Origin of the sequence: Pseudomonas sp. RIT409, assembly GCF_003052515.2 — a bacterium.
GTDB lineage: Bacteria > Pseudomonadota > Gammaproteobacteria > Pseudomonadales > Pseudomonadaceae > Aquipseudomonas.
Genome location: NZ_QARE02000011.1, coordinates 109,459 through 131,316 on the forward strand (window position 1 = coordinate 109,459; position 21,858 = coordinate 131,316).

18 protein-coding genes and 5 tRNA genes are annotated in these 21,858 nt (G+C 56.7%); 12 read left to right on the forward strand and 11 right to left on the reverse strand.

Annotation, left to right across the window (positions count from 1 at the left end; genetic code table 11):
• Positions 1–129: 129 nt before the first annotated feature.
• A complete protein-coding gene (locus DBP26_RS15450; RefSeq protein ID WP_108237901.1) occupies positions 130–2,361 on the reverse strand; it encodes a DUF1631 domain-containing protein in 2,232 nt (743 codons plus the stop codon).
• A gap of 372 nt (positions 2,362–2,733) precedes the next feature.
• Here DBP26_RS15450 and nadC point away from each other — a divergent pair, with 372 nt between their 5' ends.
• Positions 2,734–3,582, forward strand: coding sequence for a carboxylating nicotinate-nucleotide diphosphorylase (gene nadC / locus DBP26_RS15455; protein ID WP_108237900.1), 849 nt, complete (start codon positions 2,734–2,736; stop codon positions 3,580–3,582).
• Between the two features lie 207 nt (positions 3,583–3,789).
• Complete coding sequence (locus DBP26_RS15460; protein WP_108237899.1) at positions 3,790–4,209, forward strand: hypothetical protein; 420 nt, start codon at positions 3,790–3,792, stop codon at positions 4,207–4,209.
• Between the two features lie 186 nt (positions 4,210–4,395).
• Here DBP26_RS15460 and DBP26_RS15465 read toward each other — a convergent pair whose 3' ends face one another.
• The 4 genes from DBP26_RS15465 to DBP26_RS15480 all read right to left on the reverse strand — a co-directional run bounded on the left by DBP26_RS15465 (position 4,396) and on the right by DBP26_RS15480 (position 7,829).
• Entirely contained in the window at positions 4,396–5,631 is a 1,236-nt protein-coding gene (locus DBP26_RS15465) for a polysaccharide biosynthesis C-terminal domain-containing protein (protein WP_158541427.1), read from the reverse strand.
• 197 nt (positions 5,632–5,828) lie between these two features.
• Positions 5,829–5,904 (reverse strand) — tRNA-Thr (locus DBP26_RS15470).
• A 42-nt stretch (positions 5,905–5,946) separates the two neighbouring features.
• Positions 5,947–7,368, reverse strand: a complete 1,422-nt coding sequence (locus tag DBP26_RS15475; protein ID WP_256601371.1) for an O-antigen ligase family protein — start codon at positions 7,366–7,368, stop codon at positions 5,947–5,949.
• A 65-nt stretch (positions 7,369–7,433) separates the two neighbouring features.
• Positions 7,434–7,829, reverse strand: a complete 396-nt coding sequence (locus DBP26_RS15480; protein ID WP_108237896.1) for a pilin — start codon at positions 7,827–7,829, stop codon at positions 7,434–7,436.
• A gap of 228 nt (positions 7,830–8,057) precedes the next feature.
• Between DBP26_RS15480 and pilB the strand changes: the two genes are divergently transcribed.
• Genes pilB through yacG form a run of 5 tightly spaced genes read left to right on the forward strand, consistent with a single transcriptional unit; the run spans position 8,058 to position 12,666 of the window.
• Complete coding sequence (gene pilB, locus DBP26_RS15485; protein WP_108237895.1) at positions 8,058–9,752, forward strand: type IV-A pilus assembly ATPase PilB; 1,695 nt, start codon at positions 8,058–8,060, stop codon at positions 9,750–9,752.
• Between the two features lie 2 nt (positions 9,753–9,754).
• Positions 9,755–10,972, forward strand: coding sequence for a type II secretion system F family protein (locus tag DBP26_RS15490; RefSeq protein WP_108237894.1), 1,218 nt, complete (start codon positions 9,755–9,757; stop codon positions 10,970–10,972).
• Between the two features lies 1 nt (position 10,973).
• Positions 10,974–11,846 (forward strand): A24 family peptidase, encoded by an 873-nt coding sequence (locus DBP26_RS15495; protein ID WP_108237893.1) that lies wholly within the window; start codon positions 10,974–10,976, stop codon positions 11,844–11,846.
• A complete protein-coding gene (coaE, locus tag DBP26_RS15500; RefSeq protein ID WP_108237892.1) occupies positions 11,843–12,463 on the forward strand; it encodes a dephospho-CoA kinase in 621 nt (206 codons plus the stop codon). Before DBP26_RS15495 ends, coaE begins: the two co-directional genes overlap by 4 nt.
• Positions 12,463–12,666 carry a DNA gyrase inhibitor YacG gene (gene yacG / locus DBP26_RS15505; protein ID WP_108237891.1) on the forward strand — a complete coding sequence of 68 codons (204 nt, stop codon included), beginning with the start codon at positions 12,463–12,465 and terminating at the stop codon, positions 12,664–12,666. The genes coaE and yacG overlap by 1 nt, the downstream gene beginning before the upstream one ends.
• Positions 12,667–12,756: 90 nt before the next feature.
• Here yacG and DBP26_RS15510 read toward each other — a convergent pair whose 3' ends face one another.
• The gene (locus DBP26_RS15510) at positions 12,757–13,401 is read right to left on the reverse strand and encodes a hydrolase (protein ID WP_108237890.1); all 645 of its coding nucleotides are present in this window, start codon (positions 13,399–13,401) and stop codon (positions 12,757–12,759) included.
• 170 nt (positions 13,402–13,571) lie between these two features.
• On the opposite strand from DBP26_RS15510, the gene DBP26_RS15515 reads away from it, so the two are divergent.
• The 5 genes from DBP26_RS15515 to pstS all read left to right on the forward strand — a co-directional run bounded on the left by DBP26_RS15515 (position 13,572) and on the right by pstS (position 18,079).
• Entirely contained in the window at positions 13,572–14,471 is a 900-nt protein-coding gene (locus tag DBP26_RS15515; RefSeq protein WP_108237889.1) for a LysR family transcriptional regulator, read from the forward strand.
• An 84-nt stretch (positions 14,472–14,555) separates the two neighbouring features.
• On the forward strand, positions 14,556–15,185 hold the full coding sequence (locus DBP26_RS15520) for a DUF1780 domain-containing protein (RefSeq protein WP_108237888.1): 630 nt from the start codon (positions 14,556–14,558) through the stop codon (positions 15,183–15,185).
• 144 nt (positions 15,186–15,329) lie between these two features.
• Positions 15,330–15,503, forward strand: a complete 174-nt coding sequence (locus DBP26_RS15525; RefSeq protein WP_108237887.1) for a DUF3094 family protein — start codon at positions 15,330–15,332, stop codon at positions 15,501–15,503.
• A 63-nt stretch (positions 15,504–15,566) separates the two neighbouring features.
• Complete coding sequence (locus DBP26_RS15530) at positions 15,567–16,868, forward strand: NAD(P)/FAD-dependent oxidoreductase (RefSeq protein WP_108237886.1); 1,302 nt, start codon at positions 15,567–15,569, stop codon at positions 16,866–16,868.
• A 176-nt stretch (positions 16,869–17,044) separates the two neighbouring features.
• Positions 17,045–18,079, forward strand: a complete 1,035-nt coding sequence (gene pstS / locus DBP26_RS15535) for a phosphate ABC transporter substrate-binding protein PstS (protein ID WP_256601364.1) — start codon at positions 17,045–17,047, stop codon at positions 18,077–18,079.
• Between the two features lie 233 nt (positions 18,080–18,312).
• Here the strand turns inward: pstS and DBP26_RS15540 are convergent.
• The 5 genes from DBP26_RS15540 to clpB form a co-directional block, all read right to left on the reverse strand.
• A tRNA-Pro gene (locus DBP26_RS15540) sits at positions 18,313–18,389 on the reverse strand.
• Between the two features lie 78 nt (positions 18,390–18,467).
• A tRNA-Lys gene (locus tag DBP26_RS15545) sits at positions 18,468–18,543 on the reverse strand.
• A gap of 6 nt (positions 18,544–18,549) precedes the next feature.
• A tRNA-Pro gene (locus DBP26_RS15550) sits at positions 18,550–18,626 on the reverse strand.
• A gap of 20 nt (positions 18,627–18,646) precedes the next feature.
• Positions 18,647–18,722 (reverse strand) — tRNA-Asn (locus DBP26_RS15555).
• A 347-nt stretch (positions 18,723–19,069) separates the two neighbouring features.
• On the reverse strand, positions 19,070–21,634 hold the full coding sequence (gene clpB, locus DBP26_RS15560; protein ID WP_108237884.1) for an ATP-dependent chaperone ClpB: 2,565 nt from the start codon (positions 21,632–21,634) through the stop codon (positions 19,070–19,072).
• Positions 21,635–21,858 lie beyond the last annotated feature (224 nt).

The window sequence follows — 21,858 nt, forward strand, 5'->3', positions numbered from 1 at the left end:
GAAGTATGCCCGCGATGGGACACGAGCGGGGCATTAATCCGAATCAGGACGGCACCTTCCCCATCAAGACCCCTTCGAAGTACGGGCAACGCAATAACCCGCCCGGCTGCCTGGGCTAGACGGCCCGCCTTACCCTTTGAGCTTGCGCAGGTTACCCAATACCGATTCCAACGCCCGATCGAACAACAGCGAATCATCCAGCACGCGAATCGTCCCGCGCCGGAATTCGACCGCCAGGCCCATACGGGTTTTTTCCAGCACTTTCATGCCGGTCCGGTTGACGAACACATAACGCCCGCTTGGCTCGACGATCGCGGCCAGTTTGCAACGCAGCTTATGATTCTCGTCCTCCTGAATCTCGACCCAGTTGCCCAGGCGCAGCTTGTCGACCTGAACCAGGCTTTCATCGTTCTCGGGCAAGTGCGGGCTAGGTTCGCTGAACATCTGCTCACCCGGCGCCACCAGCACGATCTCCTCGACCACCGCGGTCATGGCTGGGCCTTCCACCGCTTCATCGGCTGCTGGTGCTTGCTCATCCGGAGCGCGTGCGACGTGGTTGAAGGCCTGCACATGCAGCGCCTCGAGTTGGCTGAAAAACTCGCTAGTGGCGAACGGGTCGAACGCCGCGCTGCTCAATCCGTCGCGCAGCGATTTGAGCAAGCCAGGCACCAACTCCAGCAAGCGCTGACGCGCCTCGGGTTCGTCATGGGGCTCGACGCTCCAGATCAGGTCGTCCATCGCTTGAAGGCCGGCTTTCCACTCATTGGATTGCTCGCCGTGCTTGAGGCAGGTCAACAGCAACACCTTGCTCCACGCCTCTTGGAGGAGGCGAACCACGACTTCGGGCAAGGTCTTGCCACGCAGGCGGTCGTTTAACGCCTGCTGCACGCACTGCCGTGCCAGTTCGGCCAAGGCCCGGCCTTGTTCGGCGTCGCGGGTGCGCTGCTCCAGCAGTTCGCTTCGACGACGTTCTTCGCCGGTGAACGCCAGAAAATCCACCAACAGCTCGGTGAAGATCGCTGGGTCATCGACGAAATCATGCAGCAGCCGCTGTACGATCTGGTCGATACGGGTGTAGAGCGAATCACGCTGACTGTCATCGCGACCGCCCCACCCCAGCGCCGCTGCAGCAATCTCGTTGAGCAGGCGACGCGCCGGATGGCTACTGCGGCTGAAAAAGCTCTTGTCGATGACGGCCACTTTGAGCATCGGAATCTGCAACCGGCCGATCAATGCGCGCAGTGACCCGGGTAAGTTGCGGTCGTCGAGGATGAATTCGAAGAGCATCGAAATCAGGTTGATGACGTCCTCATCCATGGTGCCGACGGTGCGAAATTTCCCACTGCGGGCGCTGACGCGGCTGATGAGCTGCTCGAGCTGCACACGTAAATCAAAGTCTTCTGGCGTCTCGGCGCGCGGGACGTACTGCTGCAAGTGAGACAGCAGGCGCAGCAGATCCTGGCTGGAGATCGGGCGGGCATCGGTCACGCCCTCTGGCCGCGGCGCCAGGTTGCCGCGCACATAGACCAGCAATTCCTGCATCGCCGAAAACACTTCCTGCACGCTCTTGTCGAGCTTCTCGGCGGCCTGCACCAGCGCGGCATTCTCCGCACGCTGGGCTTCAGTCGATGCCGTGCCGGGGCGGTCGGTCGAACGGCGCGACGGCAGCACTTTGAGGTCGGGCAAGACACCCGCAGCGATCAGCAGCAGGTTGGCCTCTTCGTACAACTGGTCGGCGTTGGACAGCGCGTACTTCTCGAACAGCTTGAGGATGATCAGCTTCACCTTGATCTCCACGCCCAGGTTGTGCCCCGCCTGCAGAAAGAAATCGCACAGCAGCGTAGGACCCAGCGGGTTGGTTTCGTCAGTCAACGCTTGGGGAACCAGTTGATTGAAGCGCGCGGTCAATTGGCCGAGGGCCACACCGTCGCGGTTCATGACCTTGGTCACCATGCTGTCCACGGCCACGGTGCGTTCGAGGTCGTCATTGTGAACCAGCGAGAGCTTGTCGAAGGAAACGGGTTCGGGAAGGATGGGTTCGGCGATTTCGTATTGCCCGAGGCGCAGGAAAGCCTCGAAGAATTTGTCCAGGAAATTGCGCTCGATGCTCTTTCGCTTCAAGCGCAGGTCGCGCATGGCTTCAAAGAACACGTTTTGCTCGGCGTTGTTATGCGCGCGGTCAGCCATCTCGAACAGGGTGTCGTCGGCGTTATCGAAGAGGGTCAGCAGGCTTTCCTTGAGTTGCTGCGCAGCCTTGTCGCGCACCTGGAGCAATACGACAGGCAGCCGAGCGACAGGCGAGGACCCCGGTTGCTCCGGCCCCGACTTGCTCAAAGGCACCACTTTACTGTCGTTCTGCATCAAGGACTCCTCTCTCCAACCCACACACAACAGCCACAGCTTCATCCAAACGCAGGCGGAGCCTGGGTTCGACCGGATTTTGAAGTTTTGTCCCTGGGGTATACGGCGATAACGTCAAGGCTATGACGTCAAATACAAGGCGCAGTATCTTGTAAATCCCGTCCGCTCGCCAGCGGACTCTTCGCCCTGATTGAAATAATAGAGGTGGGCGCAGCGGCACGTGCAGCGGTAGACCGCGAAAAATGCGATCTGTCGCATGAGCGGTGAAAAAACCGACCAAGTGCAGCATGAGCCACGTTTGTAGGAAAAGGCGCAGTGGGTTGGCGCCGACGACTGCCTTATACTCCGAGCACTTAGTAAGTGGAGTCCGATATGCCGAACCTACGTCTTGCCGCCCTGACCGCTGAAATCGAAGCCAATGTACGCCGTGCATTGCTGGAGGACGTGGGCAGCGGTGACATCACCGCGCAATTGATCCCTGCCGAGCGATTGGCCAAGGCCACCGTCATCTCACGCGATGCAGCGGTGATCGCTGGCAGCGCGTGGGTCGACAGCGTGTTCCGGCAATTGGACCCGCGCGTGGCCGTGCATTGGCAAGTCGCCGACGGCGACCGGGTCACCCCCAATCAGGCGCTGTTCCACCTCGAAGGCCCTGCCCGTTCATTGCTCACAGGCGAGCGCAGCGCCCTCAACTTCCTGCAAATGCTCTCTGGCGTGGCCACTCGCTCGCAGCACTATGCCGACAAGGTCGCCGATACCCAGGTGAAGCTGCTCGACACCCGCAAGACCCTCCCCGGCCTGCGCTTGGCTCAGAAATACGCCGTGACCTGCGGCGGCTGTCACAACCATCGCATCGGCTTGTATGACGCGTTCCTCATCAAAGAAAACCACATCGCAGCCTGCGGCGGCATCGCCGAGGCCATCACCGCGGCGCACAAAATCGCCCCTGGCAAACTGGTCGAAGTGGAAGTCGAGAGCCTCAGCGAACTCAAACAGGCCCTCGACGGGGGCGCCGACATCATCATGCTCGACGAACTCAGCCTTGACGACATGCGCGAAGCCGTCCGCCTCACCGCCGGCCGCGCCAAGCTCGAAGCCAGCGGCGGCGTTACCGACGCAACCTTGCGCCCCATCGCCGAAACGGGCGTGGACTACATCTCGATCGGCACGCTGACCAAAGATGTGAAAGCCGTGGACTTGTCGATGCGGTTGAGCGTTTGAAATTGAGGCTAGTTGTGGGCCTTACTCGGAAAGTTCCGCCTGCAGACTTTTCTGACGACCAAATGCTCCGCAGCCAGACTGAAAATGTGACGCAGTGCTCATTTGTGCGTTTGTAAGATTTTTCTTACAGGCGCTACACTCGCGAGCGCTAAGCCGTTTGCTCCATGCAACGCGCTTGAAAACTTTACTCTTTGTAGGGAAACAGCCATGAAAAGAACACTCCTCTGCCTGCTCGCCGTGACGCTCCTCGCCGGTTGCAGCACCATGGGAGGCGAAGACAAGTTCAGCGCCACCTACGTCAAGAACCACATCATTCCTCACAAAACGACGCAGAGCGAAGTTCAGGCGATTTATGGCGTGCCTGATTCGCAGTTCACCACCTCAAGCGGCCATGTGAACTGGCGATACAACAAAAACGGTAACCTTAGCGACGCCGCCAACCTGGTTGGCTATATCCCAGGGGCCAGCGCCGTTTCCAGCGCCCTGAGCATGACAAACCACGCCAATAACGCATCGAATGCCGCCAATACCGCTTCGGGCAAAATTTCTGGCGACACCGAACACCACAGCGATAGCCTGTCGGTTTGGTTCGACAAGAACAAAGTCGTGGATGACTGGTCCATGTGACCGCTTAGCCCGCCCTGCTTTTCGGTCGGGCCAGCCGAATAGAAAAAGCCCGGTTCTGAGGACCGGGCTTTTTGTTTGGTGCCGAAAACAGGAATCGAACCTGCGACCTTCGCGTTACGAGTGCGCTGCGCTAATCAGACTGGGATTTGAGCCCTGCCATGACGCCCCACTTCTGCTCAAAGCGCTTCAAGAAAACACTTCACGTCTTAGCCCATGGGTCAAGATCGCGCAAAGGACCACTTCAGTTAAAATTGTTGCCCACGCCGCCCCTTCGACCCCAATGGTAGGGATCAGATAAAAATTCAGAGCCACGTTAATCGCAACAGCTAACAAGAAGCCAAAGGCAAGTAGCCGCTCATTCTGCGTAGCAATCGCATTCTGCTCCAAGACAAAATTCGGCAACGCGAAGACCAACGCGAGGAACAACAACTGAATTAACTTATGGGCGCCTTCGGCATAGACATTCCCAAAAAGTATTCCGACAATCCAAGGTCCAAAGATCCAGCCAACCACCGCCAGACAGGTCCCGATGAGCAAGGCGCCAATTACGGCGTTTCGGCTAAAACGGTTACCCGCTCCTGGCTGCATAGCCAATACTCTCATGCGTCGAAACAACATCAATACAACGGGTGTCGCGAGCAACATCAATCCGTCGTGGATACGCGTAGCGACTGCATAGTGACCGATGGCCGGAATTTCCCCCAGCAGGTTTCTCAAAATGATGATGTCTATTTGATGATAGAGGGTAGAGGCGAGACCAACTGCAAAAAAGGTCAGCGAGCTGCGATAGGCCCACGTTGGGAATTGCCACTCGATGGCTGCTAGCGTCGGGAAGTGCCTGTAATGCAGCGCCAACGACAGTAGCAAGCCTGCGCTCCATGCAAGGAATATCACAGATGGAGAAGGGCCGATCGTTAGTACCGCAACCAAAACAAATATTGCGCTGACAGTACGACTGCAGAAAAGAAATACGGCATCGCGCTCAAATTTTCCCGACCCTTTCAACCATGATGACTGCCACTGCATCAGCATAATCGCGGCGAAGCATACGATACCGGACATCAGCGATGGAGCGTCGATCCACTTGGAACAGACACCTGCGAAGACGATGAACAGGCCCGTGGTAACGAGTAGGTGCAACACCGCGACAGTAGGAAGCTGGCTGCAATGAGATCGCAGACTTGCAGAAGGTGCAGCCCGCTCGCGAAGCAGAAGCGTATTAAACCCGGCATCCTGGGCCAGCACGAGGACGCTCGCCAGCACGTAAATGTAGGTGTAATGACCGAAGGCGCTTGACCCCATGCTCCTTGCGAACAGCACAGAAAGCCCTAAAGAAACTGCCGCAGAATACGCCGTCACGCCCCACTGCATCATCAATGGCGTAAGACGCTTGAGCAGCATCTGGCGCTGCACCAGTTCCATTAGCATCGGACCTGACAGGTGAGAAATCCAGGGAGGTTTTTTACACAATTCAACGATGGCAGAAACGTTAACCTATAGAAAAAATCCACTCGACCTTCTTTTTGACGGCTGAGAAAAGTCGCGCAACCTTGGTGAGCAAACGCGAGGACCTCACCCTTTCCAAGCTGAGAGTTGCCATCCATCGCGCCGGTGGGAAATGGTGCCGAAAACAGGAATCGAACCTGCGACCTTCGCGTTACGAGTGCGCTGCTCTACCGACTGAGCTATTTCGGCATGGTGATGGAAGCTATCAGGACACTCCATTGGCGGCAAGCTTTACTGAGGCTTGGACGCGATGACGCCTTGCATCCAGAACCGGGGTTGGAAATTCCCACCAAAGTCATGTGCATATTGCTCGTTACGCAACCGAAGAGTCGGGAAGTCGTGAACCGTCACATAGCCAAGAAATCCAACAGCAAGAAATGCCGCAGCGAGCCCAAGCTGCCGCAACCGACCATTACTAGGTCGGTGGTCACTGCTAATCCTGTGAATTCCCATAAGCCACCCGGTTACAATTGCTAGCCACAGTTGCGAATAGGGCATGACAATCACCCCATCCACCATCCCCTGGGTAAGGGAGCCGACTAAACTGGCGAATAAACATATCCGCAGAAGATTGAGAGGATCATCCGATGCGCGATCAGCTCTTATTTTCCATAAGACCGAGCGCATTCCTCGAAGCATTAAAAACCCCACTAGCAGTGTAGACGGGATTCCCCATTCACTAGCCCACTGCAGAAATATTTGATGCGGATGTGCGGCAATGGGGTTAGGGATATTGGAAAAATGCATCGGACCGAAACCTAGTAAAGGTCGCGCCTTAATCATTTCCCACGCTTGATGCCAGATAATGTCCCTAGCAGAAAGGGAAGTAGTTAGGCGACCGCCCGCAGTGTTCACAAGTGATATGCCGGCAGCATCGGTCATCAAGACGAAAACAATGTAATACAAGCCCAAACCTGAAAGCATTGCACCTAGTTGCCACAAAGCCCATCGTCGGCCAGCTTTACCCAAACAACCTACAAAAATAGCGGCGACTGCCATGCCTAGCCAAGTACCACGCGTCCCCCCCACAATTGCGATAACCCACCAGCAGACAAGCAATACGAAAATCCATTTTATGACAGGGCGCTTTACGTCGGAGAGAATGAGCGGCCACGCCAAAAGCGGCAAAGTAAGGGTCTGAAACTGGCCATAAAAACGGCGATTGGAAAATCCTTCAAGCAGCAAATCTAGGTCTAGAGTCTGGGCCGAACTGGTGTAACCGGCCAGTACCGACACGATAAATTGCAGGGTTTTGGCACAACAAGAAATCAACACGACTGCAATCAGAAAATTATCTATTGAACGACCAACTTGTAATCTTGAATGCGCCACACAATAAGCAATAGTGCAACACCCAATCATCAGCGACACTTCACAAAAAGCCCAATATGGCTGATCCGCGAGCAAACATGAAGACAGAGCCAAACACAAAAGTACCGCAAATAGAATACTTACTGAATCGAACGCTTGTGGCGCCCCCTCTACCGAAGTTTTCCGCTGAATAATTATAGCGATCAAGCTTATAACCGCGATAACAACCTGAACTAACCGCTGCCAATCATGACCATAAAAATACGGGACGGTAATAGGCATCAATAGAAGAAGCCCAATAACAGCCCAATATCCGCTTTCTAAACGAAAACTCGCAATCAACTAGAGGACGCCCTATTAGGATATTAAAAAAGGCGCACATGTGCGCCTTTTTTGAACGATGATTGTTAAGAGCCAGTACAAGCGCTGCCTGGGTTCGCAGTAGCAGGACTCACCGTACAAGTCCAAGAGATGTTCCCGCCGGTCACAGAGGCGTTAGCAGTACTAGGGACTAACGTCACGCTGACCGTTGGGTTTGTGCGGGAGGCGGTGAGAGTGCCGCTGCCAGTACAGTTCGCGATCGTACCAGTTGGTGAAGCGTTGCAAAGAGACGTTCCGGTCAGGCCTTGGCTCCAGTTTTCCGCAACTGCAACCTTGGCTGAATCAAGACTCGCCAATAGGGAGCTAGCTTGGGCGCGCAGTGTGTAGTTCTGATAGGCAGGAATCGCGACAGCAGCGAGGATACCAATGATCGCAACTACGATCATCAACTCAATAAGAGTGAAACCTTTTTGTGACTGCATAACGTACTTCTCCAATCGTCAGTTTTTTGGTCTTGCACGGTTCCAACCACGCATATCTCATGCCAACTCTAAATGAGGAATGTTCTGTGAACTGGGGTTCGGTGGCACGACGAAACACCTACAATTTTGATCAAAAAGTGACAAATATTGTCAGCCCTTGCTCCGTTTAATTGGCAGCAAAGCTCGACTGCGCTATAAACCAACCACTGTCCGTGTTTGGTGGTTTCGATGAATGATGTCGTGCTCACAGGTTTGGCCAAGCAACTGGTAGTGGCCGAACTCTTGAACGAAAAAAATGCTCAGCAGGCCCTTCAACGGGCTCGGAGCGAAAAGATCTCTTTGGTCAGCTATTTGGTGCAGAGCAAGCTAGTCAAAAGCTTAACCCTCGCGGAACTGGCGTCTGAGCAATTTGGACTGCCCTTTCTCGACCTCAACACTCTGGACAAAGACGGCCAACCGAAGGGGCTGGTTAGCGAAAAGCTGGTCCGCCAGCACTCCGCGCTACCCTTGTGGCGTCGGGGTAACAAATTATTCATAGGAATATCGGATCCCACGAATCATCAAGCCATCACTGACATCCAGTTCAGTACCGGACTCAATACTGAAGCGATCTTGGTTGAGGACGATAAACTTACGCTGGCAATCGACAGACTCTTCGATTCCCATACAGGCATGGGCGACCTGGCGGATGTTGATCTAGGGCTGGAAATTGAAACCGTAGACGAAAGCAAAGAGGCATCGATTGGCGGCCAGGACGCTGACGACGCGCCTGTCGTTCGCTTCGTCAACAAGATGTTGATGGACGCCATTCGCTTGGGGTCATCTGACTTACATTTTGAACCTTACGAAAAGGTTTTCCGTGTTCGTCTGCGCACCGATGGCATTCTTCATGAGGTCGCCAAGCCTCCGACTCAACTAGCAGGCCGTATCGCTGCTCGCCTGAAAGTGATGGCTGGCCTCGACATTTCCGAACGGCGTAAACCACAGGATGGCCGTATCAAATTGCGGATATCCAAGAATCGCGCAATTGATTTCCGGATCAACACGCTTCCCACGCTCTGGGGCGAAAAGATCGTCATGCGGATCCTGGACCCGACCAGCGCCCAGATGGGCATTGACGCGTTGGGTTACGAGCCGGAACAGAAAGCCTTGTATCTGGACGCACTGAGCAAGCCACAAGGCATGATCTTGGTCACGGGCCCAACAGGTTCGGGCAAAACGGTGTCGCTTTACACCGGCTTGAATATTCTCAATACACCGGACATCAACATTTCAACAGCAGAAGATCCGGTCGAGATCAACCTTGAGGGTATCAACCAAGTCAACGTTAACCCTCGGCAGGGTATGGACTTTTCGCAGGCACTGCGTGCGTTCCTGCGTCAGGATCCAGATGTCATCATGGTGGGCGAGATTCGCGACTTGGAGACCGCCGAAATCGCCATCAAGGCCTCGCAAACTGGGCACATGGTGCTTTCAACGTTGCACACCAACAGCGCCGCGGAAACCCTCACCCGCCTGCATCACATGGGTGTCGCTGCATTCAATATTGCAACGGCAATAAACCTGATCATCGCCCAGCGGCTCGCCCGCAAGCTATGTCCCCATTGCAAAAAAGAGGTCGAGATACCCCGCGAAACATTGGTTGCCGAAGGTTTCCCGGAGTCGAAAATTGGCTCGTTCAAGCTTTACTCTCCAGTGGGATGCGAGCAGTGCAATGCGGGCTACAAAGGCCGTGTAGGGATTTATGAAGTGGTCAAAAGTACGCCAGCCCTGGAGCGCATCATCATGGCGGAGGGCAACTCCATCGAAATTTCCGAGCAGATGCGCAAAGACGGCTTCAATGACTTGCGCACCTCTGGCCTGCTCAAGGCCATGCAAGGCTTGACGAGCCTTGAGGAAATCAATCGGGTGACCAAGGATTAAGCATGGCGACCAAAGCAGTAAAAGTCAGCGTATACGTGTGGGAGGGTTTGGACAGAAAGGGAGCCAAGCAAAAAGGCGAGATCAACGGTCATAACCCCGCCTTGGTCAAAGCGCAGTTGCGCAAGCAAGGCATCAACCCACTGAAGGTCAGAAAAAAATCGGTGTCGATCTTCGGTTCGGGGAAGAAGATCAAACCGCTGGATATCGCGTTCTTCAGCCGCCAGATGGCGACGATGATGAAAGCCGGCGTCCCTTTACTGCAGTCCTTCGACATTATCAGCGAAGGATCTGCGAATCCCAACATGCGCAAATTGGTAGATGACATCAAGCAAGAAGTCGCTGCGGGTCATAGCTTTGCGACAGCTTTAAGACAAAAGCCCCTCTATTTCGATGACCTCTTCTGCAATCTGGTTGACGCCGGTGAGCAGGCGGGTGCCTTGGAGTCTTTGCTTGATCGTGTTGCGACCTACAAAGAAAAAACAGAGTCGCTGAAGTCCAAAATCAAAAAAGCGATGACCTACCCGATCGCAGTCGTGATCGTCGCGTTCATCGTCACGGGTATCTTGCTCATCAAGGTCGTCCCGCAATTCCAGTCAGTGTTTGCCGGATTCGGTGCAAAACTCCCTGCATTCACGCTCATGGTGATAGGCCTGTCAGAGGCAGTCCAAAGCTACTGGTATATCTTTGTGCTGGCGATTGTCGTTGCGTTCTTTTCTTTCAAACGGGCCTACAAAACTTCAGCTAAGTTTCGCGACCAAGTTGACCGTGCGCTGCTCAAAATACCGGTCATCGGCCCGCTGCTTTATAAATCAGCGGTCGCCCGCTATGCCCGAACGCTCGCCACGACCTTCGCCGCCGGCGTTCCTCTCGTCGACGCACTCGATTCCGTAGCAGGCGCGACCGGCAATGTCGTATTCAGAAATGCGGTGCAGAAGGTCAAGCAAGACGTCTCCACCGGCATGCAACTCAACTTCTCCATGCGCAGCACTGGTGTCTTCCCTATGCTTGCGGTGCAGATGACCGCGATCGGTGAAGAGTCCGGCGCGCTTGATTCCATGCTTGATAAAGTTGCCACTTACTACGAAGAAGAAGTCGACACCATGGTCGACAGCCTCACCAGCCTGATGGAACCCATGATCATGGCAGTTCTCGGTGTCATCGTGGGCGGCTTGGTAATCGCGATGTACCTTCCCATCTTCCAGCTCGGAAACGTCGTTTAACATGTCCCTCCCCGACCTCCTGGCCAGCTCCCCGCTGGCCTTCGTTTTTTGCACCTTCGTATTAGGCCTCCTCGTCGGAAGCTTCCTCAACGTGGTGGTTTACCGCCTCCCGATGATGATGCTCCGCGACTGGAAGGTTCAGGCGCGGGAAATGTTGGCGCTGCCGCCTGAGCCGCAAGGCGAGACGTTCAATCTGATCCTCCCCCATTCCCGCTGCCCACACTGTTCTCACCGGATTCGCGCGTGGGAGAACATTCCGGTCGTCAGTTACCTGGTGCTACGGGGCAAGTGTTCGAACTGCAAGGCGCCGATCAGCAAGCGCTATCCGCTGGTTGAGTTGGGGTGTGGGGTATTGTCCGCGTTCGTGGCCTGGCATTTCGGCTTCGGCTGGCAGGCGGGGGCGGTGTTGGTGTTGAGCTGGGGGCTATTGGCGATGAGCCTGATCGATGCCGACCACCAGTTGTTGCCGGACGCAATCGTGTTGCCGCTGTTGTGGTTGGGGTTGATCGTAAACGCCTTCGGGTTGTTTGCGACATTGAGCGACGCGGTGTGGGGCGCCGTTGCGGGTTATCTGGTGCTGTGGTGTGTGTTCTGGCTGTTCAAGCTGGTCACTGGGAAGGAAGGCATGGGTTACGGCGATTTCAAATTGCTGGCCATGCTCGGCGCCTGGGGGGGCTGGCAGATTTTACCGCTGACGATTCTGCTGTCGTCGATCGTCGGGGCCGTATTGGGGTTGATTCTGCTGCGTTTACGCGACGCGCAAAGCGGCACGCCGATTCCGTTCGGGCCTTATCTGGCCATTGCGGGGTGGATCGCATTGCTCTGGGGTGATCAAATAACGACTTCGTATCTGCAGATCGCCGGTTTCAGATGACCTCTTCCGTAGCACAACCCTGGATTCTCGGCCTGACAGGCGGCATTGGCAGCGGCAAGAGTGCGGCAGCGCAATGTTTCGTCGATCTGGGTATCCACCTGGTGGACGCCGATCAGGCGGCGCGCTGGGTGGTGGAACCTGGTCGCCCTGCTCTTGCACAGATTGCGGAGCATTTTGGGCAGAGCGTTCTGCAAGCCGATGGGACGCTTGATCGCGCAGCGCTGCGCGAACTGATTTTCCAGGAACCGCAGCAGCGAGTCTGGCTGGAAGGGTTGCTGCATCCGCTGATCCGCGAGGAAATCCGGGCGTATCTGGCGCGCGCTGAGTCACCTTACGCGATTCTTGTTTCCCCCCTTTTGCTGGAGACGACCCAACATCAGATGGTGCAGCGGGTGCTGGTCATCGATGTGCCTGAAGCGGTGCAGATCCAACGCACGCTGTTGCGCGACCAGACCAACGAAGCGCAGGTCCGGGCGATCCTGAATGCCCAAGCCAGTCGTGAGGAACGTTTGAGCCGTGCGGACGACGTGATCGTCAATGACCGCGACCCAGCTTGGCTGCGAAGCGAAGTCGAGCGGTTGCATCACTTTTATTTAACTTTGCGTGGAGGCCGCTGATGAGCCAACCAATGACCGTCAATTGCCCAACCTGCGGAGCCCCGGTGGAATGGACGCCTGAGAGCAAATTCCGGCCGTTCTGTTCTGACCGCTGCAAACTGATCGACTTGGGGGCATGGGCCTCGGAAGAACATGCCATTCCGGTTGCGCCGGATGCCGAAGATGAGTTGTTTTCCGGTGAGCTCGAGCCTCGGCAACACTAAGAATGACCGTCCAGCGCCCTGCACAAAACACCCGAGGGCGTGGTTTTAAGTCCGCCGTCGGGTGTGGGGATCTGCGTTTTCCCAGTGTGATCAGTTCACTTTGCGCTGTGGGGCGCCGTGCACCATGGTGTAGGCGTAATCGACACCCATGCCGTAGGCGCCGCTGTGCTCCAGCACCAGTTGCATGACCGCGTCGTAGGTCTCCTTGTGAGCCCAGTCGCGCTGGAATTCGAGCAGCACTTGTTGCCAGGTTACCGGCACAGCGCCCGCTTGAATCATGCGCTGTACGGACATGTCGTGCGCTTCTTTGGTAGTGCCGCCCGACGCATCGGTGACGATATACACCTCGTACCCCTCAGCCAGTGCATCCAGCGTCGGGAAGTTCAGGCAGACCTCGGTCCACAGCGCGGCGATGATCAGCTTCTTGCGGCCGGTCGCCTTCACGGCATCGACCAGCTTCTTGTCTTCCCAGGAGTTCATCGAGGTCCGCTCGATGGGTTGCTGATCAGGATGCACGGCCAGCAATTCCGGCCAGATGTAGCCGCTGAAACTCTGGGTTTCGACCGACGTGTAGATCGTGGGGACGTTGAAAATCTTGGCAGCCTTGGCCAGTCCCACGGTGTTGTTCTTCAGCGTTTGACGATCGATCGACTGCACGCCGAAGGCCATCTGTGGCTGGTGATCAATCAGGATCAGAGCGGAGTTGGTTGGGTTCAGCAGTTCGCGGATGGACATGGCGTATTCCTTTTCGATTCGATGAGAGTCAGTAATGGTTGGCCGCTCTAGCTCAGGGGTCTTGTTCGTTGAGCTGGTTGCTTGCTGGCTTGGGAGTAAATTTACGGACTCGCCAATAAAGGAACAATCCCATAGAATCGGAACTCATTGTTTCCATATCAGGGACACCGATGGACCGTATCGATTGCATGCGCGCTTTTGTGGCCACTGTAGGGGCCAACGGCTTCGCCGCCGCAGCCCGAGCGCTCGACGTACCTCGCTCGAAAGTCAGTAAACAGATTCAGGCCCTGGAAGAAGCCATCGGCGTGCAGTTGCTACAGCGCACCACACGCAGCCTGCATCTGACCGAGGCAGGGGCCGAATACTACGACGCGTGTCGAGACGTCATCGCATCGCTGGATGAGGCCGAACAACGGGCGCGGACCGGAATGGGCGAAATCAGGGGCGTGCTGAGGGTCAATGCGCCGATGTCATTTGGCTTGAGCCGCTTGGGCCCGCTGCTGCCCCGTTTCAATGAGTTGCACCCCAATGTCGAGCTGCAGGTCGTGCTCAGCGACCAGCAGGTCGATCCGGTCAAGGGCGGCTTCGACGTGACCATCCGCATCGCCAGCCTCCCGGACTCTTCCATGGTTGCCCGCTCGCTGGCACCCGCGCCACGCATCATGGTGGCTTCGCCGGAGTACTTGGCCAAACACGGGGCACCGCAGTCGCCCAAGGAGCTCTCAAACCACAAATTCCTCAGCTATGGCTACTTGCAGAGCGGCATCAGCCTGCAACTGTGCAATGGCAAGGAAACCCAGAGGGTGACGGTCAGCGGGCCGCTGCACGCCAACAACGGCGACATCCTCGCGCAAGCGGCAGTGTCCGGGATGGGTATTGCACTGCTGCCCAACTTCATCATCGAGCGTGCCGTCGCCGACGGCCGACTGGTGCCAGTACTGTGTGAATGGCAGGCGCCCGCGATTTCGGTGAACGCGGTGTATCCCTCGGCGCGTCGAGTGCCGTTGAAGACCCGTGCCTTCATCGACTTTCTGGTGCAAGAGCTGGCATTGGGGTCGGCGGGGTTCTGATTCACTGGCAAGGCAGCGGTGGTCACTGAAATTAACGCACCGCAGAACGTTTCATCTTCACACGAGAGCGCTAAGCTCTCCCTCATGGATGATTCCGATTACCTCCGTCTGCTGACGATCCAGGCCGAGCAAGCCAATACGTTTCTCTCCAATGCGCGCAAATGGGAGCGAGAACGCTGGGTGTGCCAGCGTTTGCTCCAGGGCCTGAACATCCCTCATCGCACCGACGATTTTTTGCCCGCCGGGCAGGAACCGCCGGACGTACTGTTCCGCGACGCCTGTTTCGAAGTGTTTTTCGTGCTCGATGAGGGCCGACGCCTCAATGACGAATGGCGCGAAGAGTTGGAGCGTCGCCGCAGCGCCTTCTCGCTCAGCCAACTGGTGCGGCGCGAGGCCAAACCCAGACGCATACCGGCGTCGGAGTTACTGCGTCGGCTGGCACCGACCCTGCGCAAAAAGGCGCATAACTACAAAGAACGCGGACTGGACGTCAGTGAGCTGGACATCATTGCCTTCGCCAGCCTCAAGCGCGAAGTGTTGGACCTCAACAGTCACTTTCCGCCGCCCACCGAATACTTGCGCCAAGGCTGGCGATCCCTTTCTCTGGTCGGGCCCACCTACGCTCGCGTGTTGTTCGCGCACCCCGATGCGCCGGATTTCCTGAGGACCAACCTGGGCCGCAGTGTGGTATTCGATGTCGGCATCAGCCTTTGATAGCGCAAACCCGGGGCGAATGTTACAAAGCGGCATAACCTGTCGATGTCCGGTGTAACCCGAAGCCGGAGTCTGTCGTCAACGAGGCTAACGCATTACGAATCGGTGTCCGCTGACCCCGATCAATATTCATGACGAGGCGATATGACCAGCCGCCTGAACCCCGAGGACCAGAAGCGTGTCGAAGAGTATCTTCGCGCGCCCCAGCACCAGGTTGAGCGCCGCCCCTTTCGGCCGTGGCTGCTCCTTGTGCTGGTACTGGCCGTGGTGATCGGCCTGGGCTTGTTAAGCCATTTGTTGAGGGATCTGACGCTATGAGCTGCCTGGCGCTCGCTCGGATCTCGCCACGAGAGAATTCCTTAAGCCTTATGAGATATCCCCATGACTCATCGTATCGTGATCGTCGGCGGAGGCGCCGGTGGTCTGGAGCTGGCTACCCGTCTGGGTAAAACCCTTGGCAAGCGAGGTGCAGCGACTGTCACATTGGTGGACGCCAACCTCACTCACATCTGGAAACCCCTGCTGCACGAAGTGGCGGCCGGTTCGCTCAACTCGTATGAGGACGAGCTGAACTACGTGGCCCAGGCCAAGTGGAATCATTTCCAGTTCCAGCTCGGCCGCATGACCGGGCTGGATCGGGAGACCAAACGCATTCAACTGGCCGCGACCTACGACGAGCAAGGCACCGAATTGGTCCCGGCACGGACGCTGAGTTACGACACGCTGGTGATCGCGGTCGGCAGTACCACCAACGATTTCGGTACCCGCGGTGCGGCCGATCATTGCCTGTTTCTCGACACGCGCAAGCAAGCCGAACGCTTTCATCAGCAATTGCTCAACCGTTACCTGCGCGCCCACGCCAGCGAGGCGGACGTGACTGAGGAAATCAACGTCGCGATCGTCGGCGCTGGCGCAACCGGGGTCGAACTGGCGGCCGAACTGCACAATGCGGCCCACGAATTGGCAGCCTATGGGCTGGGCCACATCAAACCGGAAAATCTGCGTATTACGGTTATCGAAGCCGGGCCCCGTGTGCTGCCTGCACTGCCCGAGCGGATCGGCGGGCCGGTACACAAGACGTTGGAGAAGTTGGGTGTCACGGTGCTGACCAATGCAGCCGTCAGCGAGGTCACGGCCGATAGCCTGGTGACCAACACTGGCCAGGTGATCCCTGCAACGTTGAAAGTCTGGGCTGCCGGTATTCGAGCGCCGGCGTTCCTCAAGGACTTGGCAGGCCTGGAAACCAATCGGATCAACCAACTGCAAGTCCGCCAGACCCTGCAAACGACTCTGGATGACAACATCTTCGCCTTTGGCGACTGCGCGGCATGCCCGCAAAAAGGCACGGATCGCAACGTTCCACCACGCGCGCAGGCGGCGCACCAACAGGCTTCGTTGCTGGTGAAGTCCATCAAGCTGCGCCTCGAAGGCAGCGAATCCCTGCCGGAATACCGCTACCAGGATTACGGCTCGCTGATCTCGCTGTCGAAGTTTTCCGCCGTGGGCAATCTGATGGGCAACCTGACCGGCAGTGTGATGCTGGAAGGCTGGCTGGCGCGCATGTTCTACGTCTCGCTGTACCGCATGCACCAAATGGCGTTGTATGGCACGTTCCGCACATTGATGCTCATGCTGGGGAGCCGAATCGGCCGCGGCACCGAGCCGAGAATGAAGCTGCATTGACACCCTCTCGGGCCAGCAAGGGGGAACGCTCCACGCCCCCCCTGCTGGCCACATTCTTGCCGAGAACTCCGCGCGAGCGCCTGTTCCGGCAACGCCCTGTCATAAAAATGTGCGGATTACTGTGATCCCATAAAGACATCACATCCCCGATGTCGCTCGATCACAGGAAGTCATCCATGCTTCAGCTTTCCCGAATGGTGCTGGCCGCCAGCCTTGGCGTCGCACTCAATCTCTATACGGTTGGAGGCGCGGTTGCAGCGCAGGAAGTGACCGGTGCCGGCTCGACCTTTATTTATCCGGTGCTTTTCAAGTGGGCCACCGATTACGACCATAAGACAGGCATCAAGGTGAATTATCAGAGCGTCGGCTCCGGTGCTGGTTTGGCGCAGATCAAGGACGGCGCTGTGGATTTCGGCGCCACGGACATGCCTCTGAAATCGAGCGACTTGCAAACCTTGGGCTTGCAGCAGTTTCCCTCCGTCATTGGCGGGGTGGTGCCGGTGATCAACATCCCTTCGATCAAACCCGGCACACTGAGATTCAGCGGTCCGGTGCTGGCGGCTATTTATTTAGGCAACATCAAGAAGTGGAATGATCCGGCACTGAGCGCGCTGAACCCCGGCCTGAAACTGCCCGACAGCAATATCACCGTGGTTTACCGATCGGACGATTCCGGCACCACCTTCAACTGGGCCAGTTATCTATCAAAAGTCAGCGCTGAATGGCAGAACAAGGTCGGCTCCGGCACGTCGCTCAAATGGCCTGTGGGGATCGGCAGCAAAGGCAGCGAGGGCGTGGCGTCCTACGTGAAAAAAATGCCGAACTCGATCGGTTATGTGGAATACGCGTACATCAAACAGCAAAACCTGAACTACGGGATTCTGCGTAACGCTGCGGGAAACTACATAACGCCGAGTACGGATTCCTTCCAGGCGGCCGCTGCCACAGCGGATTGGAAAGACACCAAGGATTTTGACCTGTCGTTGCTGGACGCTCCGGGGGACAAAGCCTACCCGATTACCGCCGCCACCTTCATTCTGCTGTACAAGCATCCCAAAGATGCAGATCGACAGAAAACCGTTCAGGACTTTTTCCAGTGGACGCTGCAAAGCGGTGAAGAACAAGCGCGCTCACTCGACTTCGCGCCACTACCGGCAGACTTGAAGAGGATCATCGAGAGATCGTGGGAAGGCGCTCCAACCGCGCCATAAGGCGAAGAAGCGAGCGTTAAAGTAAACGCTCGCAGCCCCCACGACGAGGGGTAGCCGTTCACAGCACTTGCCTAGAAGCAAGCGGATGCAAGGTTCGAGGAATGGATTAAAAAGGTTTCCGATTGAGCTCACCGGAATGAAAAAAGGCGCCCCGAAGGACGCCTTTTTGATGGCTGCAGCGGCTAATTGAGCCGCGAGCCGGATTTTCTGCCCGGGAACTGCTGGGGCGAAAATGGTCGGGGTGAGGGGATTCGAACTCCTGACATCCTGCTCCCAAAGCAGGCGCGCTACCGGACTGCGCTACACCCCGATGAAACACGTGAAGCCTAACGGATGACGCAACGGGCGTCACTCCCTAAGATTCAACCCGATGAAGCCAGGTCAAAAATGGTGGGTCGTGTAGGATTCGAACCTACGACCAATTGGTTAAAAGCCAACTGCTCTACCAACTGAGCTAACGACCCAAATAATGGTCGGGGTGAGGGGATTCGAACTCCTGACATCCTGCTCCCAAAGCAGGCGCGCTACCGGACTGCGCTACACCCCGACGGTACTACCTCTGGAAATTGGCTCCGTGACCAGGACTCGAACCTGGGACCCAATGATTAACAGTCATTTGCTCTACCGACTGAGCTATCACGGAACGTATTCAATTTCAGTTGTAGCGTTTGACGCGCTTCAAAACAGAAAAATTCAGTACTTCTCTGCAAAACGAATCTTGCACCTACTGCCCTGAATCTACTGCATTTTCAGCCTCTTCGACTTGTCCGTATCGCTACGTTCACGTCTCTGAGGCGCGCTATTCTACATTCCCAGAAACAGGTGTCAACCCTCCAAATTGCTTTTAAGACAATGATTTGCGACTTTTTTTCGGCCAGCCCTTCCGAATGCCCAAAACCGGATGATCCCTCCTCAGGGAGCGCACGTGCATAAAAAAGGGCGCTTCCTGAGAAGCGCCCCTCTTGGTTCTTCCTATATAGGAAGCAGTGATCAGACGAATACGATCTCGTCGTTTTCCACCGCACCTTTGATCCGGGTGCCTGGCATGAAGCTGCCCGAAAGGATCATCTGGGCCAGCGGGTTTTCGATCCAGCGTTGAATGGCACGCTTCAACGGCCGCGCACCATACACCGGGTCGTAACCGACAGCGATCAGCTTCTCCAGCGCTTCTGGCGTCAACTCCAGGCTCAAATCCCGCTCGGCCAGCCGCTGACGCAGACGCCCCATCTGGATTTCAGTGATACCGGCAATCTGGTCATGACCCAATGGCTCGAAGATCACCACTTCGTCGACCCGGTTGATGAACTCCGGACGGAAATGCGAGCCCAGAGCGTCCATCACGGCCGCGCGCTGTGCTTCGCGGTCCCCTACCAGCTCCTGAATCCGAGACGAACCCAGGTTGGACGTCATGACGATCACCGTATTGCGGAAGTCGACGGTGCGACCATGGCTATCGGTGAGACGCCCATCCTCAAGCACCTGCAGCAGAATGTTGAACACATCCGGATGCGCCTTTTCGACCTCGTCCAGCAGCACCACCGAATAGGGCTTGCGGCGCACGGCCTCGGTCAGGTAGCCACCTTCCTCATAGCCGACATACCCCGGCGGGGCACCGATCAGACGAGCCACCGAGTGCTTCTCCATGAACTCCGACATGTCGATGCGGACCATGGCTTCTTCGGTATCGAACAGGAATTCGGCCAACGCCTTGCAGAGTTCCGTTTTGCCCACGCCGGTGGGGCCGAGAAACATGAACGAACCGCTCGGACGATTCGGGTCGGATAAACCGGCACGCGAACGACGAACGGCGTTGGAGACGGCCACCACCGCCTCGTTCTGGCCGATCACGCGTTCGTGCAGCAGGCTCTCCATTTTCAACAGCTTGTCCCGCTCGCCTTCGAGCATCTTCGACACGGGGATCCCCGTCCATTTCGAGACGACTTCGGCAATTTCTTCCTCGGTGACCTTGCTGCGCAGTAGCTGATTCTCCGGCTTACCGTGCTGGTCGACCATTTGCAGGCTGCGCTCCAGATCGGGAATCACGCCGTATTGCAACTCAGCCATGCGGTTGAGATCGCCACGACGGCGCGCCGCTTCCAGTTCCTGACGAGACTGCTCGATTTTCTGCTGAATCTGCGCAGACCCGGTAACTTCCGCTTTCTCCGAGGTCCAGACTTCTTCGAGATCGGCATATTCACGCTCCAGGCGAGCAATTTCCTCCTGAAGTTTCTCCAGGCGCTTGAGCGCGGCTTCGTCATCTTCCTTCTTGAGGGCCTGGGATTCGACCTTGAGCTGAATCAGACGGCGCTCCAGGCGATCGAGCACTTCGGGCTTGGAATCGATTTCCATGCGAATGCGGCTGGCCGCTTCGTCGATAAGGTCGATGGCCTTGTCCGGCAGCTGGCGGTCGGTGATGTAGCGATGGCTCAGTTTGGCGGCCGCGATGATCGCGCCATCCGTGATCGCCACCTTGTGATGGACCTCATAACGCTCCTTCAGGCCACGGAGGATCGCGATGGTGTCCTCTTCGCTCGGCTCGTCCACCAACACTTTCTGGAAGCGGCGTTCCAGTGCGGCGTCTTTCTCGATGTACTGGCGGTACTCGTTGAGCGTCGTGGCACCGACACAATGCAGTTCGCCTCGGGCCAATGCCGGCTTGAGCATATTACCCGCGTCCATCGAGCCCTCGGCCTTGCCGGCACCGACCATGGTGTGCAGCTCGTCGATAAACAGGATGACCTGGCCTTCCTGCTTGGAAAGCTCATTGAGCACTGCTTTCAGGCGTTCTTCGAACTCACCGCGAAATTTCGCACCAGCGATCAGCGCCCCCATGTCGAGGGACAATAAGCGCTTGCCCCGCAGGCCGTCCGGGACCTCACCGTTGATGATCCGCTGCGCGAGGCCTTCGGCAATCGCCGTTTTACCCACGCCTGGTTCGCCGATCAGGACCGGGTTGTTCTTGGTGCGACGCTGAAGCACCTGAATGGTCCGGCGGATTTCGTCGTCGCGGCCAATCACCGGATCAAGCTTGCCCTCTTCGGCACGCTTGGTCAGGTCAACGGTGTATTTGTCCAGCGCCTGGCGAGATTCTTCAGCGTTCGGGTCGTTGACCGCATCGCCGCCACGCAGGTTGCTGATGGCGTTTTCCAGGGCTTTTTTGCTGACACCCTGCCCGAGCAACAATTTGCCGAGCTTGCTGTTTTCGTCCATCGCGGCAAGCAGCACCAGCTCACTGGAGATGAACTGATCGCCTTTCTGCTGAGCCAGGCGATCAGCCTGATTGAGCAGACGCGCGAGGTCCTGCGACATGTTCACGTCGCCATTGGGGTTTTGAATCTTGGGCAGTTGATCCAGCTCTTTACTCAACGCCTTGCGCAGGCTGTTGATGTCGAAGCCGACCTGCATCAGCAGGGGTTTGATCGAGCCCCCCTGTTGCTCCAACAGGGCTTGCATAAGATGCGCGGGCTCGATGGCGGGATGGTCCATGCCCACCGCCAGGGATTGGGAATCCGATAAGGCTAGCTGTAACTTACTGGTCAAACGGTCAATACGCATTGGTCACCTTCCTAATGGGCAGGCCGGAGCAATGAACACACCTTAATGAAGAAACCTGCCAGATAGCCCTTAGATGCGGCCGATTCCACAGGATTCAAGCGACAGGTGCTTGACACAGATCAACATTAGCTGGCCGGGAAGAATTTGGTGGTCAGAGATATCTGATCGTAGGAGCGCGCTTGCCCGCGATAGCGTTGTGTCAGCCATGAATGCGTTGCTGACAC

Bases quoted from the DNA above. Each gene is read 5' to 3' on its own strand.
- DBP26_RS15450 (WP_108237901.1), bottom strand. From the start codon at position 2,361: ATGCAGAACGACAGTAAAGTGGTGCCTTTGAGCAAGTCGGGGCCGGAG.
- nadC (WP_108237900.1), top strand. From the start codon at position 2,734: ATGCCGAACCTACGTCTTGCCGCCCTGACCGCTGAAATCGAAGCCAAT.
- DBP26_RS15460 (WP_108237899.1), top strand. From the start codon at position 3,790: ATGAAAAGAACACTCCTCTGCCTGCTCGCCGTGACGCTCCTCGCCGGT.
- DBP26_RS15465 (WP_158541427.1), bottom strand. From the start codon at position 5,631: ATGGAACTGGTGCAGCGCCAGATGCTGCTCAAGCGTCTTACGCCATTG.
- DBP26_RS15480 (WP_108237896.1), bottom strand. From the start codon at position 7,829: ATGCAGTCACAAAAAGGTTTCACTCTTATTGAGTTGATGATCGTAGTT.
- pilB (WP_108237895.1), top strand. From the start codon at position 8,058: ATGAATGATGTCGTGCTCACAGGTTTGGCCAAGCAACTGGTAGTGGCC.
- DBP26_RS15490 (WP_108237894.1), top strand. From the start codon at position 9,755: ATGGCGACCAAAGCAGTAAAAGTCAGCGTATACGTGTGGGAGGGTTTG.
- DBP26_RS15495 (WP_108237893.1), top strand. From the start codon at position 10,974: ATGTCCCTCCCCGACCTCCTGGCCAGCTCCCCGCTGGCCTTCGTTTTT.
- coaE (WP_108237892.1), top strand. From the start codon at position 11,843: ATGACCTCTTCCGTAGCACAACCCTGGATTCTCGGCCTGACAGGCGGC.
- yacG (WP_108237891.1), top strand. From the start codon at position 12,463: ATGAGCCAACCAATGACCGTCAATTGCCCAACCTGCGGAGCCCCGGTG.
- DBP26_RS15510 (WP_108237890.1), bottom strand. From the start codon at position 13,401: ATGTCCATCCGCGAACTGCTGAACCCAACCAACTCCGCTCTGATCCTG.
- DBP26_RS15515 (WP_108237889.1), top strand. From the start codon at position 13,572: ATGGACCGTATCGATTGCATGCGCGCTTTTGTGGCCACTGTAGGGGCC.
- DBP26_RS15520 (WP_108237888.1), top strand. From the start codon at position 14,556: ATGGATGATTCCGATTACCTCCGTCTGCTGACGATCCAGGCCGAGCAA.
- DBP26_RS15525 (WP_108237887.1), top strand. From the start codon at position 15,330: ATGACCAGCCGCCTGAACCCCGAGGACCAGAAGCGTGTCGAAGAGTAT.
- DBP26_RS15530 (WP_108237886.1), top strand. From the start codon at position 15,567: ATGACTCATCGTATCGTGATCGTCGGCGGAGGCGCCGGTGGTCTGGAG.
- pstS (WP_256601364.1), top strand. From the start codon at position 17,045: ATGCTTCAGCTTTCCCGAATGGTGCTGGCCGCCAGCCTTGGCGTCGCA.
- clpB (WP_108237884.1), bottom strand. From the start codon at position 21,634: ATGCGTATTGACCGTTTGACCAGTAAGTTACAGCTAGCCTTATCGGAT.